This window comes from Reyranella sp. (assembly GCF_965249915.1).
Lineage (GTDB): Bacteria > Pseudomonadota > Alphaproteobacteria > Reyranellales > Reyranellaceae > Reyranella.
This window is the reverse complement of sequence record NZ_OZ252257.1, coordinates 2,687,494-2,706,622: the sequence shown is the minus strand read 5'-3', so window position 1 is coordinate 2,706,622 and position 19,129 is coordinate 2,687,494. Positions and strand designations below refer to the sequence as shown.

At 66.8% G+C, this 19,129-nt stretch carries 17 protein-coding genes; 11 read left to right on the top strand and 6 right to left on the bottom strand.

Annotated elements, in window-relative coordinates:
• Nucleotide 1: 1 nt before the first annotated feature.
• Together ACP15H_RS13345 and ACP15H_RS13340 are read left to right on the top strand one after the other, a co-directional pair.
• The gene (locus ACP15H_RS13345; protein ID WP_425066668.1) at nt 2-1,075 is read left to right on the top strand and encodes a ring-opening amidohydrolase; all 1,074 of its coding nucleotides are present in this window, start codon (nt 2-4) and stop codon (nt 1,073-1,075) included.
• A gap of 22 nt (nt 1,076-1,097) precedes the next feature.
• Nucleotides 1,098-2,288: an aminotransferase class V-fold PLP-dependent enzyme gene (locus ACP15H_RS13340; protein WP_425066667.1), complete on the top strand. Its 1,191-nt coding sequence runs from the start codon at nt 1,098-1,100 to the stop codon at nt 2,286-2,288.
• Here the strand turns inward: ACP15H_RS13340 and ACP15H_RS13335 are convergent.
• The 4 genes from ACP15H_RS13335 to ACP15H_RS13320 all read right to left on the bottom strand — a co-directional run bounded on the left by ACP15H_RS13335 (nt 2,270) and on the right by ACP15H_RS13320 (nt 7,619).
• Nucleotides 2,270-3,379, bottom strand: a complete 1,110-nt coding sequence (locus ACP15H_RS13335; protein ID WP_425066666.1) for an ABC transporter ATP-binding protein — start codon at nt 3,377-3,379, stop codon at nt 2,270-2,272. The two genes, ACP15H_RS13340 and ACP15H_RS13335, sit on opposite strands and share 19 nt — an antisense overlap.
• Nucleotides 3,376-4,404 (bottom strand): ABC transporter substrate-binding protein, encoded by a 1,029-nt coding sequence (locus ACP15H_RS13330; protein WP_425066665.1) that lies wholly within the window; start codon nt 4,402-4,404, stop codon nt 3,376-3,378. Before ACP15H_RS13330 ends, ACP15H_RS13335 begins: the two co-directional genes overlap by 4 nt.
• A 26-nt stretch (nt 4,405-4,430) precedes the next feature.
• Nucleotides 4,431-6,194, bottom strand: coding sequence for an ABC transporter permease (locus ACP15H_RS13325; RefSeq protein ID WP_425066664.1), 1,764 nt, complete (start codon nt 6,192-6,194; stop codon nt 4,431-4,433).
• A 138-nt stretch (nt 6,195-6,332) separates the two neighbouring features.
• The gene (locus tag ACP15H_RS13320; RefSeq protein ID WP_425066663.1) at nt 6,333-7,619 is read right to left on the bottom strand and encodes a hypothetical protein; all 1,287 of its coding nucleotides are present in this window, start codon (nt 7,617-7,619) and stop codon (nt 6,333-6,335) included.
• A 45-nt stretch (nt 7,620-7,664) separates the two neighbouring features.
• Between ACP15H_RS13320 and ACP15H_RS13315 the strand changes: the two genes are divergently transcribed.
• From ACP15H_RS13315 to ACP15H_RS13285, 7 genes are all read left to right on the top strand, one after another.
• Nucleotides 7,665-8,555, top strand: coding sequence for a polysaccharide deacetylase family protein (locus ACP15H_RS13315; RefSeq protein WP_425066662.1), 891 nt, complete (start codon nt 7,665-7,667; stop codon nt 8,553-8,555).
• Nucleotides 8,556-8,562: 7 nt separating this feature from the next.
• Entirely contained in the window at nt 8,563-10,035 is a 1,473-nt protein-coding gene (locus tag ACP15H_RS13310; RefSeq protein WP_425066661.1) for a M81 family metallopeptidase, read from the top strand.
• Between the two features lie 66 nt (nt 10,036-10,101).
• A complete protein-coding gene (locus ACP15H_RS13305; RefSeq protein ID WP_425066660.1) occupies nt 10,102-11,688 on the top strand; it encodes an ABC transporter substrate-binding protein in 1,587 nt (528 codons plus the stop codon).
• Between the two features lie 67 nt (nt 11,689-11,755).
• Nucleotides 11,756-12,697, top strand: coding sequence for an ABC transporter permease (locus ACP15H_RS13300; protein WP_425069898.1), 942 nt, complete (start codon nt 11,756-11,758; stop codon nt 12,695-12,697).
• A 1-nt stretch (nt 12,698) separates the two neighbouring features.
• Nucleotides 12,699-13,574, top strand: a complete 876-nt coding sequence (locus ACP15H_RS13295) for an ABC transporter permease (protein ID WP_425066659.1) — start codon at nt 12,699-12,701, stop codon at nt 13,572-13,574.
• Entirely contained in the window at nt 13,571-14,584 is a 1,014-nt protein-coding gene (locus tag ACP15H_RS13290) for an ABC transporter ATP-binding protein (RefSeq protein WP_425066658.1), read from the top strand. Before ACP15H_RS13295 ends, ACP15H_RS13290 begins: the two co-directional genes overlap by 4 nt.
• Nucleotides 14,581-15,588: an ABC transporter ATP-binding protein gene (locus ACP15H_RS13285; protein WP_425066657.1), complete on the top strand. Its 1,008-nt coding sequence runs from the start codon at nt 14,581-14,583 to the stop codon at nt 15,586-15,588. Before ACP15H_RS13290 ends, ACP15H_RS13285 begins: the two co-directional genes overlap by 4 nt.
• A gap of 12 nt (nt 15,589-15,600) precedes the next feature.
• Here ACP15H_RS13285 and ACP15H_RS13280 read toward each other — a convergent pair whose 3' ends face one another.
• Nucleotides 15,601-15,825 (bottom strand): acetyl-CoA carboxylase biotin carboxyl carrier protein subunit, encoded by a 225-nt coding sequence (locus ACP15H_RS13280; RefSeq protein ID WP_425066656.1) that lies wholly within the window; start codon nt 15,823-15,825, stop codon nt 15,601-15,603.
• A 7-nt stretch (nt 15,826-15,832) separates the two neighbouring features.
• Nucleotides 15,833-16,831, bottom strand: a complete 999-nt coding sequence (locus ACP15H_RS13275; RefSeq protein ID WP_425066655.1) for a Bug family tripartite tricarboxylate transporter substrate binding protein — start codon at nt 16,829-16,831, stop codon at nt 15,833-15,835.
• Between the two features lie 73 nt (nt 16,832-16,904).
• On the opposite strand from ACP15H_RS13275, the gene ACP15H_RS13270 reads away from it, so the two are divergent.
• Together ACP15H_RS13270 and ACP15H_RS13265 are read left to right on the top strand one after the other, a co-directional pair.
• Nucleotides 16,905-17,537, top strand: a complete 633-nt coding sequence (locus ACP15H_RS13270; protein ID WP_425066654.1) for a TetR/AcrR family transcriptional regulator — start codon at nt 16,905-16,907, stop codon at nt 17,535-17,537.
• Nucleotides 17,534-19,120: an AMP-binding protein gene (locus ACP15H_RS13265; protein WP_425066653.1), complete on the top strand. Its 1,587-nt coding sequence runs from the start codon at nt 17,534-17,536 to the stop codon at nt 19,118-19,120. Before ACP15H_RS13270 ends, ACP15H_RS13265 begins: the two co-directional genes overlap by 4 nt.
• Nucleotides 19,121-19,129 lie beyond the last annotated feature (9 nt).

Sequence of the window (19,129 nt, the reverse complement as noted above, 5' to 3'; positions counted from 1 at the left end):
GATGACTCGCCAGACAAAGGTGCTGCGCCTGCCGACCGCGGGCCCGCAGGATACGGCGCCGCTCGTCGCCGCCATCGAGGCCGGGGAGCTCGACCCCGCGACCATCGTGGCCATCGTCGGCAAGACCGAGGGCAATGGCTGCGTCAACGATTTCACCCGCGGCTATGCCACCCTGGCCTTGAAGCTGGTGCTGGCCGAGGCGCTGGGCTGCCCGCTGGCGGAGATCGAGAAGCGGGTCGCCATCGTGATGTCGGGCGGCACGGAAGGCGGGCTGTCGCCGCACCTGCTCGTCTTCTGTCGCGAAGCGGCACCGCGACCGGCCTCTTCGGGGGCGCGACTTGCCATCGGCGTCGGCCTGACGCGGACGTTCAAGCCCGAGGAGATCGGCCGGGCGGCGCAGATCGCAGAGACGGCGGCGGCCGTGACCTCGGCCATGAAGGATGCCGGCATCACCACGCCGCACGACGTCCATTTCGTGCAGATCAAATGCCCGCTGTTGACCAAGGAGCGGATCGAGGAGGCGGCAAAGCGCGGCGCCACGACCGCCACCGACGACACCTACCATTCGATGGCCCTGTCGCGCGGTGCTTCGGCGCTGGGTGTCGCGCTGGCGCTGGGCGAGGTCAGGGACGCGCCGGAGGAGGCGGTCTGTCGCGACTGGTCGCTCTACTCGCGCGTCGCCAGCACCTCGGCCGGCGTCGAGCTGCTGCGCAACGAGATCGTGGTGCTGGGCAATGCGCACGGCTGGTCCGGCGACCTGCTCATCGATCACGACGTGATGCGCGATGCGATCGATGCCGGCGCGGCGCACCGCATTCTGGGACGCCTCGGCGTGACCGGCGAGGACGTCGCGGCGGTGCTCGCCAAGGCAGAGGCTTCGCCGTCGGGCGCGATTCGCGGGCGGCGCCACACGATGCTGGACGATAGCGACATCCATTCGACCCGCCATGCCCGCGCGCTGGTGGGCGGCGTGCTGGCGGGCGTGGTCGGCGACACGATGCTCTATGTCTCCGGCGGCGCCGAGCACCAAGGGCCGGCCGGTGGCGGCCCGATCGCGATCATTGGGCGGGTCTGAGCGGCTGGGCTAAGCTCGCCGCATGGACCAGGCAGACCCCTACGACCGTCTCGGCGTGCGTCGCCGCATCAATGCCGCCGGCGCGCTGACCCGGCTCGGAGGCGCCGTGATGGCGCCCGAGGTCGTGGCCGCGATGGCCGCAGCGTCGCGCGCATCGGTCGACATCGGCGAACTGCAGGACGCCGCCAGCGACCGCATCGCCGCCGCGACCGGCGCGGAGGCGGGGCTGGTCACGACCGGCGCGGCGGCGGCGCTCACGCTCGCGGCGGCCGCTGCCATCGCGCGCTGGGACATCGCCAAGATGGCGGCGCTGCCTCATGCCGGCGCCTTTCCGCACGACATCCTGATCCCGCGCACCCAGCGCACCGGCTATGCCCATGCGCTGGCCGCCTCGGGCGCCCGGCTGGTCGATATCGGCCATAACGATCGCGGAACGGGCGCCGGCGTGCGCGGGCTGGAAGCCTGGGAGATCGAGACGGCCCTGTCGCCGTCGGTCGTGGCAATGGCCTTCTCGGTCAATGCCACCAGCATCGTCGATCTGCCGACCGCGGTCGCTGCCTGCCGCGCCCACGGCATTCCGCTGATCGTCGATGCGGCGGCGCAGTTGCCGCCCAAGGAGAACCTGCGGCGCTTCATCGACATGGGCGTCGATCTCGTGGCTTTTTCCGGCGGCAAGGCGCTGGGCGGCCCGCAGGCATCGGGCATCCTCGCGGGCCGCCGCGACCTCGTGGCCTCGGCGCTGCTGCAACAGCTCGACATGGATGTGGCTCCCGACACCTGGACTCCGCCGCGCCTCGTCGATCGCGCCAATCTGCGCGGTGTCCCGCATCACGGGATCGGACGTGGCTTCAAGGCCGGCAAGGAAGAGATCGTCGGGCTGCTCGTGGCGCTGGAACGCTTCATCGAGGCCGACGATGCTGCCGCCAATGCCGCGCTGCAGACGCGGCTGGAAGCAATCGCCGCGTCGCTGGACGGTCTCGACGTCAAACTGGTGCCGGCGGCGCAGACCGGGCGCGTTCCCGTTCTTGAGATCGCCGTGCCGGACGCGCTCGCCGCCAGTGCGAGGCTGCAGAAAGCCGATCCGCCGGTTCATCTGTCCGAGCGGCACGCCGCGCGCGGCGTGCTCACGCTCGATCCGCAGGTCCTGTTGCCCGAGCACGATGCGCCGCTCGCCGCGGCGCTTCGTGTTGTGCTTCAGTCCACCGTCGCCTGACCCTCGTCGCGATAGGCCCAGCAGGTGTCGGGCGGCATGGTGATCGCGACCTCGCCGTCGGTGTGGCGGGCCGCGGTGCCGAGTTCCAGCACCTCGAGCTTGTGGCCGCCGAACTCGACGTCGTAGACGGTCTGCATGCCCTGGTAGCGCCGTTCGGTGACGCGGCCGGTGAAGCTGTTGGCGGGGCCGCGTTCGCCCAGGCGGATGTTCTCCGCCCGTAGCGCCACGCGGGCCTTGTCGCCGACGGCGAGCGGTTGCGGCGTCCACGCTTCGATGCGGCCGGCGGCACCGAGATCGATGACAGCCTGCTCGCCCTTGCGCTCCAGGACCTTGCCCAGCAGCACGTTCGAGGCGCCGGTGAAGTTGGCGACGAACGAGTCGGCTGGCCTGTTGTAGATCTCGCCCGGGGGCGCCATCTGCAGTAGCTTGCCGTTGCGCATGACGCCGATACGATCGCCCAGCACCACGGCCTCGGACTGGTCGTGCGTCACATAGAGGCCGGTCATGCCGGTCATCTTCAGGATGCGGCGCAGTTCATCGCGCAGACGGATGCGCAGCTTGGAATCGAGATTGGACAGCGGCTCGTCGAGCAGCAGCAGCTGCGGCCGGTAGACCAGGCTGCGCGCCAGCGCGACGCGCTGCATCTGGCCGCCCGAGAGGGATGTCACCGGCCGTTCCGCATATTCGCCGAGACCGACCAGTTCGAGCGTCTCGCGGACCTTGGCGTTGATGTCGCCGCCGCTGCCCTGGCTGTTGCGTCGATACTTCAGCGGATAGGCGACGTTCTGGTGCACCGTCATGTGCGGCCACACCGCATAGGACTGGAACACCATGCCGATGTCGCGTTCGCGCGGGCTGACCAGCGTGCCGCGCTCGGGTTCCGAGACGACGCGGCCGCCGATCGAGATGCGGCCGCCGGTCGGATGCTCGAGCCCGGCCACGCAGCGCAGCGTCGTGGTCTTGCCGCAGCCCGAAGGCCCCAGCAGCACCACGATCTCGCCCGCCGGCACGTCGAAGTTCACGCCATCGACGGCCGCCTTGCCGGTCCCGAACTTCTTGACCAGATCCTCGACGAGAAGCGCAGCGCTCACTGGCGATACCCGTAGGTCTTGTTCCACTCCTCGATCCAGGTCGCGCGGAGCTTGTCGAACTCCTCGAACTTCGGCACCCAGACCTTGATGACCTTGGGATCCCAGCCCTTCGGGTAGGCCGGCGGCTCCTTCAGGGAGGTGATGTTGCCCAGCTTGTTGATCATGAAGGTCTGGCCTTCCTTGGACAGGCGCCAGTTCATGAACAGGCGGGCGGCGTTGGGATTCTTCGACGCCTTGGTGATGCCGTCGGCGTAGGGGACGATCGGCACGCCTTCGGGCGCGAAGACCGCCTCGGCCGGGGCTCCTTCGACGATCTTGGTGTAGATGATGTTGTAGAGCAGAGGCGCGATCGAAACCTCGCCGCGCACCACGGCGTCGGAACAGGGCGCGCCCGACGGGTAGAGGGCGATGCCGAGCTCGGCCTGCTTCTTCCAGTAGTCCTCGCCCAGCACCTGGCGCTCGAACATGATGCGTGTCCAGGTCGTGCCGCCCGACGGTCCGATCACCTGGCCGATTTGCTTGTTCTTGTACTCGGGCTTGGTGAGATCCATCCAGGTCTTGGGCGCGTTCTTCACGAGCTGCGTGTTGTAGGCGATCGCCCAGCCCAGGGTGACGCCCGGCCACAGCTTCGGCGAGACCAGCACGTCGGTGCGATAGTCGGCGGCGTTCGGCGGCGCGTAGTCCTGGAAGAGGTCGGCGATCTCCAGCATCAGGCCGCGATCGGAATGGTTGACCACGTCGGCGCCCAGCTTGTCGGCCGCGGCTTCCGTCTTGATGCGGGTGATGAGCTGGCCACCGGGGGCGCGCACCATCGCGACCTTGATCTTGGGGAAGCGCTTGTTGAATTCCTTGATCACTTCCTGCTGGGTCTCGGCGAAGTCGGCCGTGTACAACGTGAGGCCGCCTTCCTTCTCGGCGGCGGCGATCAGCTCCTTCGAGCCGAACTGATCCTGCTGGGCGCGGGCGGGAAGGGCGGCCGTTGCCGCAGCGCCGGCAATCCCGGCCAGTATCGTTCTGCGCTTCATCTTGTTTCCTCCGATTGGTTGGTTTGTCAGCCGGCGCGTCCGGCGCTCTCGGCCGAGCCGCGGGAAAGCCAGGTGGTGATGCCCAGGAGAACCCCGAGGATCACGGTCTGCACGAGGCTGAAGGCGGCGGTCTTTCCGACGTTTCCGCCTTCGTAGTAGTCGAGCAGCAGCACGGCCATCACGGTCGTGTCGCTGGTGTAGAGGAACAGCGACGAGCCCAGCTCGCGCACCGCCAGCACGAACAGCAGCGTCATCGACGCCACGATGCCGGGCCGCGCCAGCGGGACCATGATGGTCGCGATGGTGCTGAGCAGGCCGCGGCCGCAGATCCAGGCGGCTTCCTCGAGTTCCTTGTGGATCTGCATGAAGGAGGTCGACAGCGACTTCACCGTGTCGGGGATGAAGCGTGCCACGAAGGCCAGCGCCAGGATCCATATCGTGCCGTAGAGCCCACCGGGCAGGCCGATCCAGGCCCAGAGATAGGCGACGCCGACGACCAGGCCGGGAATGGCGACCGGGATGGTCGACAGCAGGTCGATCGACTTGCGGCCCGCGACCTGTGTGCGGTTGATCGTGTAGCCGATGGCGAAGGCCAGGACACCGCCGACGACTGCGGTGATCACGCCGACCTTCATCGTGTTCCAGATCGACGTCATGGTCAGCGGATTGTCGAAGATCGAATTGAAGTGAACCCAGCTATAGGCCTTCAGGTCGAAGACGGCGTCGAAGTCCTTGAAGAACAGGAAGCGGCGGAAGGCGGCGATCACCAGGGCGATCGTGGGCAGCACGACGACGACGAAGAGATAGGCGAGGGCGAGGCCGAAGGTGAGCCAGCGCCACGGGCCGAGGTTCAGGCTGCGCGGGCGGAAGGCCTTGCCGGCGACGGTGGCGAAACTGCGGCCCGACAGGACGCGCTGCTGCGCCCAGACGAGGATGGCGGTGACCATCATCAGCAGGATCGCGACGGCGGCGGCCGTGTTGTAGAGCGGCGGGCTCCAGGCGGTCAGCTTGAAGATGTAGGTCGTCAGCACGTTGATATTGGCCGGCGCGCCCAGCGCGGCCGGCACGCCGTAGATGCCGAGCATCACCACGAAGGACAGCAGCGAACCCGCCAGGATCGCCGGCGCGATCAGCGGAAAGGTGACGGTGAAGAGGGTGGTGAAGGCCGAGGCACCGGCGACCTCCGAGGCTTCCTCGAGGCTCGGATCCATGTTCCGCAGCGCCGAAGCGGTGAACATGTAGACGTAGGGCGCGTAGTAGAAGCCGAACACCAGGATGAGACCCGACATCGAATAGAAGTCGAAGCGGAAGTCGACGCCCACCCATTTGAGGGCGGTGTTCAGGAGCCCGGTCTTGGGCGAGCCGAGGATGCTCCAGGCGACGCCCGCGACCAGCGGCGGCACGAACAGCGGGATCATGCTGGCGGCGGCGATGAACCCCTTGAAGGGCGTATTGGTGCGAACGACGATCCACGAGAAGGCGAGGCCGATCACGACGGCGAGAACGGTGCCGCCGCCGCAGGCGACGAGCGCATTGAAGAAGGCCAGGCGCACGTTCTCGTTGCCCAGCACGGCGATGAAGTGGGTCAGCGACGGATTGAACTTCGCGAAACCGTCGATCACCGGGTTGGAATCGCTGATCGCGCCGAAGAACAGCATCAGCAGCGGATAGATCACCAGAAAGGTGAGGATGAGAAGCAGGGCGCCGACCCAGAGCGGCGCGGCCCACCGCCGTGTGGCGGGCGCGGCGTTCGTGGTCGCAGGCAAAGCGGCAGCACTCGTCGCCGTCAACGCGTTCTTCCTCCCGGTTCGTCCACTGCCTCAGCCGGCAGCGGCTTCTTCATTAAGTCTGCGACCGTAGCCCATCCGGGTTTCGGGCGCTACGCCCGGGTGATGCGCGGAGTCGTCACCCGGCGGTGTGAACTCCCGCTACTGGTCGCCGTTCACGCCGGTCAGGAATCTCTCCGAGTAGGAGTTCATGATCTGCTGCCAGCTCGTCCGGGTGCCGCGCGCCGACCATTCGAAGATCGGCTTCAGGGTCTTCGTCGTGAAGTCGGTCATCGAACCGAACGAGCCGGTGATGCCATTGGTGATGATATTGGCGTTCCTCATGCCTTCCGGATCGGAAGGCGAGGCCTTGGCCGCGAAATAGGAGAGATTGTAGTAGCTGTAGCTCGAGCAGCCGAAGAACGCGTAGATCTGATACTGATCCTTGTTCATCTTGATCGGCGCGCCGATCTGCTCGCCCATGTAGGTGAGGTCCAGCAGGCCGACGCGGGAATGCCCGGCGTAGAGGAAAACGGAACCGCGTTCCGCGGCCTCCTTCGCCATGCAGAAGAAGGCGACGCTGTCCTCGCCGATGTTGGTGACGCCCCAGAACAGGCGAACGACGATCCTGCGGGCGCCATCCTTGCGGGTGAATTCCTCGACATGGCCGGGCGAAGCGGCCAGGGACTTCGTGTTCCCGCAGTCGCGCTCGCGCTCGTCGACGGGCACGATGCGTCCCGCGAAGCCCTGGTTCGCCAGGAACTTGCGAATGTCGCGGTAATTGCCGGCGTTGTAGTCGGTGTTCTTGTCAGGCGAAATATTGCCGTTTTTGTCCTCGTCGGCGCCGAAGGTCAGGACGACGCGGATCTCGCCGTTGCCGTTGGCCAGCCGCTCGTAGGCCGGGGTGGAATTGGCGGTGTTCGCGCGCTTGGCGAGGATCGTGGCGTCCGACGTGGTGTAGTCGATGCCATCGACAAGCGGGCAGCCCTTGTTCAGCGGCGCCCAGAAGTAGGCCATGCGGTACTTCTCGCCCCAGCTGAAGCACTTGTCGGTCGAGCGCTCCCACACCTCGTCGAGGTTGAGAGGCAGGCGGATCTTCACGACGTCCTGCAGGCCGTTGTCGAGAACGAACGTGCCGGTGTAGCGGTAGCGCACATAGTGCTTGCCGGTCTTGCCGTCGCGTTGCCGGCCGAGAATGTCGACCTTGGCATCGTTCTTGGCGGCGGCCTTCTTCGGAGCGGCCTGCAGCGGGCCGGCGAGATAGAGGAGCTGACGGTTGATGTAGGAGGGCAGGAGGATGTAGTCGGGCGTGTCCTCGGCGATCTCGACCCTGCTCTCGAAGCTGACTTCCGCTTCGTACGAATCCTTCGAGTAGTAGGCGAAGGCCGGGGACCCGGTGAGGAGAAACAGGCAGCCGGTGAGGGCGGCCGAAAGCAGGCGATCGAGCATGGCGAAACCGTAGCCCTTCGTGGCGTGCGACGTTAGTTTGTCGGGATGGAACTGAGAACACACGACCGGTACGACTACGTCCCCCTGCGGGGCCGCGCCGACTACAGCTGGCCGGCTGGCCGGCGACTCGCCGTCTATTTCGCCCTCAATCTCGAGCATTTTTCCTACGGCGAGGGGCTGGGAGCCGAGCTGGCACCGGGTGGTCCACATCCCGACATTCTCAACTATGCATGGCGCGATTATGGCAATCGCGTCGGCGCCTGGTACATGCTCGACGCCTTCGATGCCCTGCGGCTTCCGATGGCGGCCCTGGTCAACAGTTCCATGTACGACTATGCGCCGGAGCTGATCGCGGCCTGCCGCGCGCGCGGCGACGAGATCGTGGGGCATGGACGCACCAACGCCGAACGCCAGGGCGTGCTCGCCGAGGCGGACGAGCGGGCGCTGATCGCCGAGGCGACGTCGCGCCTGGCGGAAGCAGAGGGCCGCCCTCCGGAAGGCTGGCTCGGGCCGTGGATTTCACACAGCCACGTCACGCCCGATCTGCTGGCCGAAGCCGGCTATCGCTACCTGCTGGACTGGTGCATGGACGACCAGCCGGTCTGGTTCCGTTGCCGTGGCGACAGGCGCATTCTCGCCGTGCCCTATCCCCAGGAAGTGAACGACATTCCGCAGATCGCCGGCCGCAAGATCGGCGGGGACGCCTTCGCCGACATCATCATCGATCAGTTCGACGAGATGCTGGAGCTGTCGCAGGAGCGGCCGCTGGTGATGGGGGTGGCGTTGCATGCCTACCTCGTCGGCCAGCCGCATCGACTGCGGCATCTCAAGCGCGCGCTGCGTCACATCGCGAAACATCGCGACCGCATCTGGCTCACCACGCCGGGCGCCGTCGCCCGGCATTGCCTGTCTCTTCCCGACGGTATCGTCCCCTAGGAGTTCCATGCGTCTGTTTGCTGCCACGCTTGCCACCGAGACCAACACCTTCTCCCCCCTGCCGACCAGCATCGAGAATTTTCGCGAGACGGTGTTCTTCCGCCCCGGCGAGCATCCGACCGATGCGCCCCGCATGTGCACCGCGCCGCTGTTCGTCGCGCGCGCCCGCGCCAAGGCGGAAGGCTTCGAGCTGATCGAGGGAAGCTGCTTTGCCGCCAGCCCGGCCGGCATAACCAACCGCGCCGCCTACGAGACCATGCGCGACGAGATCCTGGGCCAGCTCGAGGCCGCGCTTCCGGTCGACGGTCTGCTGCTCGGTATGCACGGTGCGATGGTGGCGCACGGCTATGACGACGTCGAAGGCGACATGATCGAGCGCTGCCGCGCGATCGTGGGACCCAAATGCGTGATCGGTGTCGAATTCGACCCGCATTGCCACCTCACGATGAAGCGGGTCTCGAACGCCGACATCATGGTGTTCTACAAGGAATTCCCCCACACCGACGTCGTCGATCGCGCAGAGGACGTACTCGACCTCGTACTGGCCACGTTGCGGGGCCAGGTGCAGCCGGTGATGTCGGTCTACGATTGCCGGCAGATCCAGAGCTATCCGACGACGATCCAGCCGATGCGCGGTCTCGTCGACCGCATCATGGCAATGGAAGGCAAGGACGGCATCCTGTCGGTCTCGATCGGGCACGGCTTCCCCCATAGCGACGTGCCCGACACCGGCACGCGCGTGCTGGTGATCGCCGATGGCGACAAGAAGAAGGCCGATGCGCTGGCCACACAGTTGGGTGAGGAGCTGGTGGGGCTGCGCGGCAAGACGCGGCCGCAATCGTTCGGCGTCGCCGCGGGTGTCGACGAGGGTGTGGCCTTCAACGACCTGCCGGTGGTCATCGCCGATCCGACCGACAATGCCGGCGGCGGCGCGCCGTCGGACAATACCGACATCCTGAAGTACCTGATCGAGAAGAACGTCGAGAGCGCCTGCCTCGGCCCGATCTGGGACCCGATCGCCGTTCGCATCTGCTTCGACGCAGGCCTCGGCGCCCGGATCGGCCTGCGGTTCGGCGGCAAGATCGCGCCGAGCTCGGGCCAGCCGGTCGATGCCGAGGTCGAGATCGTCGGCCTGAAGCGCGACGCCTGGCAGAGCTTCGGTCCGGCGAAGGGACCGCTGGGCGATTGCGCGGCCGTGCGCATCGGCGGCGTCGAGGCCGTGCTGATCACCAAGCGCGCGCAGGCGACCGGGCTGGAGTTGTTCACCAATGTCGGCATCGATCCGACGCAGCGGAAGATCGTGGTCGTGAAGTCGACGAACCATTTCATGGCGGCCTACGGGCCGATCGCCAAGAAAGTGATCTATGTCGAATCGAGCGGCCCGCTGCGCCGCGATCATCGCAAGGTACCGTACATGAAGGTCGAGCGCCCGATCTGGCCGCTCGACGAGGACGCCAAGCCGCGGGGATTGATCTACTAGCGTCGCGCTGGACAAATCGGAACACTGCTTTGCATACTCTCTGCGGGGAGTAAGGGAGTGTTCAGAATGTTCAACCGAGTCTTCGCGGGCGCGCTCGCGCTGGCGCTTCCGTTCGCCGCGGTCCAGGCGCCGGCACAGGCGCAGGAGAAGGTCCTCAAGGCGGTGATGCATGCTGACGTGCGCGTCATCGATCCGGTCTGGACCACCCAGACCATCGCCAACATTCACGGCGCGCTGGTCTACGACACGCTGTTCGGCAACGACGCCGACCAGAAGCCGCATCCCCAGATGGTGGGCAAATACGAAGTCAGTCCCGACAAGCTCACCTACACCTTTACCCTGCGCGACGGACTCAAGTTCCACGACGGCTCCCCCGTCACGACCAAGGACGTCATCGCCTCGCTGAAGCGCTGGGGTGCCAAGGACGGCGTCGGCCAGCGCCTGATGGGTTTCGTGACGAAGATGGACGCGGTCGACGACAAGACCTTCACCATGGTGCTGAAAGAGCCCTACGGGATGGTGCTCGAGTCGCTGGGCAAGAGCGGTAGCTCGATCGCCGCCATCATGCGCGAGAAGGATGCGCTCACCGATCCGCAGCAACAGGTCAAGGAATCGGTCGGCTCCGGCCCCTATGTCTTCGCCAAGGACCAGTGGGTGCCGGGCAGCAAGGCGGTCTATCTCAAGAACAAGGACTATCAGCCGCGCACCGAGGCGCCGTCGTCCTTCGCCGGCGCCAAGATCCCGGGCGTCGACCGCATCGAACTGGTCTGGATCTCCGATCCGCAGACGGCGATGTCGGCCCTGATCAACGGCGAGATCGATTTCTACGAAGCTCCGCCCAACGACTTCCTGCCGCTGCTCGAGAAGGCCCGCGGCGTGAAGCTGATGAAGACCGGCAAGATCGACAGCACCCAGGGCTTCATCCGCCTCAACCATCTCCAGCCGCCGTTCGACAACGTGAAGGCACGGCAGGCGATGTACTACCTGATCAACCAGGAAGACTTCCTGCGCGCCATCGTCGGCAATCCGAAATACTACAAGGTCTGCCCGGCGCTGCTGACCTGCGGCGGCCCCTACGAGAATGCCGGCGGCCGCGAGTGGATGAAGGAATACAATCCGAAGAAGGCGCTGCAGCTCCTGAAGGAGGCCGGCTACAAGGGCGAGCCGATCACCGTCCTGTCGGCGAGCGACCATGCGACGATCACGCCGGCCACCCAGGTCCTGATCCAGGCGATGCGCGAGGCCGGCATCAACGTCGATGCGCAGTCGATGGATTGGGGTTCCGTGGTCACCCGGCGCGCCAAGAAGGATCCGCCGGCGCAGGGCGGCTGGAACATCTTCGTCACGACGTCGGGCGGCGTCGGTTCGGCCAATCCCATCCTGCACACCTGGATCGGCGCAGCCTGCGACAAGGGCCTGTTCGGCTGGCCGTGCGACGCCAAGATCGAGGAGCTGCGCAACGCCTTCGGCATGGCGCAGACCGAGGAGGAGCGCAAGAAGATCGCCACCGAGCTGCAGGCCCGCGCGATGGAGCAGGTCGTCTACATCCCGTTCGGCCAGTGGGACACGCCGCTCGCCTATCGCGCCGACAAGATCGATGGCATCGTGCCGAACACGGGACTCGCCGTGCTCTGGGGAATCACCAAGAAGTAATGTCGTCTCGAGTCTGCGTAGCCGTCGCGCGCAAGGAGGCCTTGCCTGAGTGGGGCAAGGCCTCGTCATGACCGCCTACATCGTCCGCCGCCTCTTCGCCACGCTGCCCGTCATGGCGGTGGTGGCGCTGTTCGTGTTCTTTCTGCTGAGGTTCGCGCCGGGCGATCCGGCGGCGATCATCGCCGGCGAGGACGCCACGTCCGAAGCGATCGCGGCCGTCCGCGCCAAGCTCGGCCTCGACCGTCCGATGGTCGAGCAGTTCTTCGTCTGGACGACGCAGCTCCTGCAGGGCGACATGGGCGTCTCGATCTTCTCCAACCTGCCGGTGACCCGCCTGATCTCCCAGCGTCTCGAGCCGACGGTGGCGCTGACGCTCTCGACCCTCTTCGTGGCGGTCGCGCTGGCCGTGCCCATCGGCGTCCTGGCGGCGTGGAAGGCGCGCAAGCTGGTCGACCGGCTGGTCATGGGCTTTGCCGTCCTGGGCTTCGCCATGCCGGGCTTCGTGCTGGCCTATATCCTGATCTACTTCTTCGCCGTGCAATGGCAGCTCCTGCCGGTGCAGGGTTACCAGCCGATCCGGGAAGGATTCTGGCCCTTCGCCGAGAGCCTGATCCTGCCGTCGGTGGCGCTGGGCATCACCTACATGGCGCTGATCGCCCGCATCACGCGCGCCTCGATGCTCGAGGTTCTCGCGCAGGACTATATCCGGACCGCCAATTCCAAGGGCCTGGCGACCGACCGGGTCCTGCTGCTGCATGCGCTGAAGAACGCGGCCGTGCCGATCATCACCGTGATCGGCATCGGCATCGCGCTGCTGATCTCGGGCGTCGTCATCACCGAGACGGTGTTCAACATCCCGGGCCTCGGCCGCCTTACCGTCGACGCCGTGCTGAAGCGCGACTACCCGGTGGTGCAGGGGCTGATCCTGGTGTTCGCCGGCGCCAAGGTGCTGGTGAACCTGCTGATCGACATTTCCTACGCCTTCCTCGACCCGCGGATCCGGTACTGACATGGCCGTTCTCGCCGACGACCTCGCCCTGCCGCCCGCCCGCCGCTTCTCGCTGTGGAGCGCGATCCGGCGCAATCCGACGATTGCGATCGGCTCGGTGCTGCTGGCGGTGCTGATCGTGATGGCGATCTTCGCGCCGTTCATCGCCACCAACGACCCCTTCAAGATCGCGCCGGTCAACCGGCTGCGGCCGCCTTCGGAGCGCTGGTGGTTCGGTACCGACCAGTTCGGCCGCGACGTCTTCTCGCGCACCGTCTACGGCGCCCGCGTGTCGCTGATCGTCGGCCTGTCGGTGGCGGCCTTCTCGAGCATCCTGGGCCTGGCCCTCGGCCTTGCCTGCGGCTATTTCCGCAAGGTCGATTCGATCGTCATGCGCATCATGGACGGGCTGATGGCGATCCCGTCGATCCTGCTCGCCATCGCGCTGATCACCCTGTCGCGTCCGGGCCTCGGCATCGTCATCGTGGCCATCGTGATCCCCGAGGTGCCGCGCATCGTGCGTGTGGTGCGGTCGGTCGTTCTGTCGATCCGCTCGCAGCCCTACATCGAAAGCGCCATCGCCGGCGGCACGAAGAACTGGAAGCTGCTGACGCGCCACATCCTGCCCAACACGCTGGCGCCGCTGATCGTTCAATCGACCTATGTCTGCGCCTCGGCCATGCTGATCGAGGCCAGCCTGAGCTTCCTGGGCGCCGGCGTGCCGCCCGAAGTGCCGAGCTGGGGCAACATCATCGCCCAGGGCCGCACCTTCTTTCAGATCGCGCCGTGGACGATCATGATCCCGGGCGCCTTCCTCGCGGTGACCGTGCTGGCGGTGAACCTGCTGGGCGACGGCCTGCGCGACCGCCTCGACCCGCGCCTGGCGAGGCGCCTGTGAGCGCTACCCCGGGTCCGATCCTCGAAGTCCGCGACCTGCACACGCAGTTCAGCACCCTCGACGGCGTGGTGCGCGCCGTCGACGGCGTGTCGTTTGACGTGGCCCGCGGCGAGACGCTGGGCATCGTTGGCGAATCGGGCTGCGGCAAGTCGGTGACGGCGATGTCGATCCTGCGACTCATTCCACCGGAAACCGGCCGCATCGCCTCGGGCTCGATCAAGTTCGAGGGCGAGGAACTGACGACGCTTTCGGAAGAGGAGATGAAGCGCCTGCGCGGCCATCGCATCTCGATGATCTTCCAGGAGCCGATGACCAGCCTCAATCCGGTCCTGACCGTCGGCACCCAGATCGCCGAGAACGTGGTGCGACATCTCGGCGTCTCGTGGAAGCAGGGCCGCGAGCGCGCCTTCGAGATGCTCGACCTGGTGCGCATCGCCGATGCGCGGCGCCGGCTCGACGAATATCCCCACCAGCTTTCCGGCGGCATGCGCCAGCGGGTCATGATCGCCATGGCGCTGTCCTGCGATCCGCAAGTGCTGATCGCCGACGAGCCGACGACGGCGCTCGACGTCACCATCCAGGCGCAGATCCTCGACCTGATGATCGAGCTCAAGGAGAAGACGGGCACGGCGATCGTGCTGATTACGCACGATCTCGGCGTCGTGGCCGAGACGACCGAGCGGGTGGTGGTCATGTATGCCGGCCGCAAGGTCGAGCAGGCGACGGTCGAGGCACTGTTCGACGAGCCGCTGCATCCCTATACGCGCGGCCTGATGCGGGCGATCCCACGGCTCGACGTCGAAGCCGATGCCGCCGGCACGCGGCCGCGCCTGCAGGAAATCCCCGGCCTCGTGCCAATCCTCACCCAACCCATTCTTGGCTGCGCTTTCGCGCCGCGCTGCGGTTTCGCGACCGACCGCTGCCGCAGCGAGAGGCCACCCCTGATCGATGCCGGTGGAGGGCATCTCGTGGCCTGCTGGGAAGTCGAGCGCGTGCGGAGATCGGCATGAGCGACGCCCCCGTCCTGCAGGTCGAAGGCCTGGTCAAGCACTTCCCGATCCAGGGCGGCCTGCTGCAGCGCCAGGTCGGGGCGGTGAGGGCGGTCGACGGTGTCACCTTCTCGATCCGCCGCGGCGAGACGCTGGGCCTGGTGGGCGAATCGGGCTGCGGCAAGTCGACGATCGGCAAGGTCGTGCTGAAGCTGATCGAGCCGACCGCCGGCAGGATCGTGCTGGCCGGCGAGGACGTGACCGCGCTCAAGCCCGGCGCGATGTGGACGCATCGCCGGCGTATCCAGACGATCTTCCAGGACCCGTACTCCTCGATGAACCCGCGCCTGCCCTCGGGCACGATCGTGGGCGAGCCGCTGGAGAATTTCGGCATCGCCCGGGGCGCGGCGCGCGACGAGCAGGTGGCGCAGCTGTTCCGCCGCGTCGGCCTGCGGCCCGAGGCGATGCGCAAGTACGCCCACGAGTTCTCCGGCGGCCAGCGCCAGCGGTTGGGCATCGCCAAGGCGCTGTCGGTCAATCCGGACGTGATCGTGGCCGACGAGCCGGTGTCGGCGCTCGACGTGTCGGTGCAGGCGCAGGTGCTGAACCTGCTGATCGACCTGCAGGAAGAATACGGGCTCGCCTATCTGTTCATCAGCCACGACCTCGCGGTCATGCGGCACATCAGCCATCGCATCGCGGTGATGTATCTCGGCCGCATCGTCGAGCTGACCGACAAGCGCACGCTCTTCACGCAGCCGCTGCATCCCTACACCGAGGCCCTGCTGTCGGCCGCGACCGCGCCCGATCCCAAGCGCCGCGGATTGAGGAAGAAGATCGTTCAGGGCGACGTGCCCAGCCCGGCCAATCCGCCGCCGGGCTGCCATTTCCACACACGCTGCCTCTATGCGACGGCGGAGTGCCGCGTGACCGCGCCGCCGCTGCTCGAAGTCGCGCCCGGCCATCACGTCGCCTGCCTGCGCCGGCCGGTCGGCGGCGACCCGGGGCCGCTCACCATTCCGTAGCGGCGGGACGCTTCAGGACGGCTCGAACAGCAGAACGACCTGACCCTCGGCGATCGACTCGCCTTCGCTCACGCGAAACTCGGTGACGCGCCCTTTCTTCGGCGCGAGGACGGGAATCTCCATCTTCATCGATTCCAGGATGAGCAGGATGTCGTCGGTCTCGACCGGCGCGCCGACGGTCCCCTCGATCTTCCAGACGGTTCCCGAGATCTCCGACTTGAGCGGAACGGCTTTCATGTGCGCCTCACTGCGGTTCGATGTTGAGCTCGCGGACGGCCTGCGTGAGCAGCGGGCCCATCTCGCGGATGAAGGTCGCGAAGCTGGCGCGGTCCTGCGCGCCCTCGTCGAGGCCGAACCTGTCGACGAATTCCCGCATGCGCGGCTGTGCATTAATCTCGACCATGCCGGCAGAGAGCGCCTCCACGACCGATGTCGGCGTGCCGGTCGGGGCGACGCAGCACACCATGCTTTCGAGCAGCAGGTAGGGATGCGTCACGCCCTGCTCGTAATATGTCGCGACATCCGGCAGCCGTCGGGAGCGATTCATGGTGGGGACGGCGACGGGCCGGGCGTTGCCGGCCTGGATCGCCGCCGAGGCGCCCTGCAGGGTCGAGCAGGCGACCTGCGTGACGCCGGCCGAGAGGTCGGCCCACATCGGCGCCTCGCCCCGGTAATGTACCGGCTCCATCTCGATGCCGAATGTGTCGTTTAGCTTCATGCAGAAGATGTGGGCGAGGGAACCGATGCCCGTGGTGCCGAAGCTGGTCTTGTTCTTCCTCGCGTAGGCAACGAGGGCGGCGAGGTCGCTGCTGCCGGGGACGGAGGTGTGGACGCAGAGCGGGACCTTGCCGGCCGAGAGCATCGCGACGGGCGTGAAGTCCTTGGCGGCGTCGTAGGGGACGCTCTTGAAGACCACATGATTCTGGAACATCGCCGTCGAATTGGTGAAGAGCAGCGTGTAGCCGTCGGGGGCTGACTTGGCGACGATGTCGCCGGCGATGATCGAGCCGGCACCCGTACGGTTCTCGACCACGAAGGGCTTGCCGTACCTGGCCGTGAAATGCTCCGCCGCGAGGCGGGCGAACAGGTCGGTCAATCCGCCGGCCGCGTAGCCGCAGACGAAACGCACCGGCCTGTTCGGCCAGTCCGCGGCCTGGCCGAAGACGCCCGCAGGCATCAGTGAGCCCGCCGCCGCGCCGGCCGCGATGAAGCGGCGGCGCCTGATCCTCCCGTGGATCGTCATGTTCTTTCTACTGGTTCTTGTCAGGGCATCGTATGATACTTGCTAACTGACAAGCAAGTGATGAGCAGATGGAATGATCCCGTCGACACAGGAGACCTCGGTCGCGAGGCCGCGCCGGACGCAGGCGACGCGGCGCCAGGAATCCGACAAGCGCATGCTGCGGGCCGCGGCCCGGTTGTTCGCCGAAGGTGGCGTGTCCGGCACCAGCCTCGCGGATGTCGGCGTGGCGGCCGGTTACAGCCGCGGCCTGCCGGTCGAGCGTTTCGGCAACAAGCTGGGGCTGATCACGGCGCTTCTCGATGCGATGGATGCGTGGTTCCAGGCGCACATTGCGCGGCTGCTCGACGGCACGACGGGCATGAGGGCGGTGAAGGTGCGCATGGAGGCACATCTCGCCAGTGTCGTGCGGGACGCCACCTCCACGGCGGCGCTCTATTCGATCTACACCGAGTCGCTGTTCGTGATGCCCGAGCTTCAGCAGCACGTCGCCGCCGTCACCGGCCGATGGTGCGACGGGCTCGCCGCCAATCTTCGCGAGGCGCGGCGTGCCGGCGAGATCGGCAAAAAGGTCGATTGCGACGGCGAGGCGCGCTTCCTGCTCGCGGCCATGCGCGGTCTCGTCATCCAGTACCTGCTCGACCGTTCCGATGCCGACTTCGCGCGGTCCAAGAAGATCCTCCTCGCGCACCTGGAGCGTTTGCAATGAACCCCTGGTACGACCGCCGGATTCCGGCCCCCGAGGAGTGCGTGCTGCAGCCATTGCTCGACCGCCGCGCCCGCGAGACCCCGGACAAGGTGTTCGTGCAGTTCGCCGACAGCGGGGCCACCTGGACGTACCGCGAGCTGCGGGAACAGGTTCTCGAAACCGCGGCGGCGCTTCAGGCGCAGGGCGTGCAGCAGGACGAGCCGGTCCTGACCTGGTTGCCCAACGGGCCCGAGGCGCTGCGCATCTGGTTTGCCATCAACTATCTCGGCGCGATCTACATCCCGTTGAACCTCGCCTATCGCGGCCAGATCCTCGAACATGCGGTTCGCAGCTCCGGGGCCCGCCTGATCATCGGTCATCCCGACCTGCTGCCGCGCCTCGATGCGATCGACACCGCAAACATCGAGCGTCGCGTCCCGATCGAAAGCGCGCGGTCGTTACGCCAGCCAGGGGGTGTGCCGGTACCGCCCGCGCGGGCAATCATGCCCTGGGATACGCAGTCGGTAATCTACACGTCGGGAACGACCGGCCCCTCCAAGGGGGTGCTGTGCTCCTATCTGCACGCGGCATCTGCCGCCAACGCCTTCTATGCGGCGACGTCCGACGATCGCAACATGGTGAACCTGCCGCTGTTCCATGCGGGAGGCACGGGCGCCATCTACAGGATGCTGGTGAAGGGCGGCTCGATCGCGCTCGTCGAGGCGTTCGACACCAATTCATTCTGGGACACCGTGCGGGCGACCGGCACGACCTGCCTGACGCTGCTCGGCGCCATGGTGCCGTTCCTGTTGAAGCTGCCGCCGGGGCCGGGCGATCGCGACCATACGCTGAAGAAGGTCGTGCTCGTGCCGCTCAGCGACGCTTCGGAGGCCTTCGCGGAACGCTTCGGCGTGGACGTCTACACGACCTTCAACATGACGGAGACCTCCTGGCCGCTGGTCTCCGAGCGCAACCCGTCGGCCAGGGGGACCTGCGGGCGTCCGCGCCCCGGCATCGAGGCGCGCATTGTCGACGAGCATGACTGCGAAGTGGCGCCGGGCGTGATCGGCGAACTGATCCTGCGCAGCGACACGCCATGGACCATGAACCATGGCTATCACAACAACCCCGAGGCCACGGCCCGCGCATGGCGCAACGGCTGGTTTCATACGGGCGATGTCTTCCGGCGCGACGCCGACGGCAACTTCTTCTTCGTCGACCGTCTGAAGGACGCGATCCGCCGCCGGGGCGAGAACATCTCCTCCTTCGAGGTCGAGGCCGAACTGATGGCCCATCCCGCAGTGCGCGAGGCCGCGGCCATTGCCGTGCCGTCGGAGCTGGGCGAGGACGAGCTGCTCGCCGTGCTTGCACCGGTCGCCGGCAAGTCGATCGATCCCGCCGAGATCCTGGCATTCCTCCTGCCGCGGATGGCGCACTTCATGGTGCCGCGTTACGTGCGCGTGTTGCCGGAGCTTCCCAAGACGCCGACGCAGAAGGTGCAGAAGAACCTGCTGCGCGCCGACGGCGTGACGCCCGAGACCTGGGACCGCGAAGCCGCGGGAATCCGCGTGCGCCGCGAGCGGCTCGCCAAGACATCTTCATAGGGAGCGATC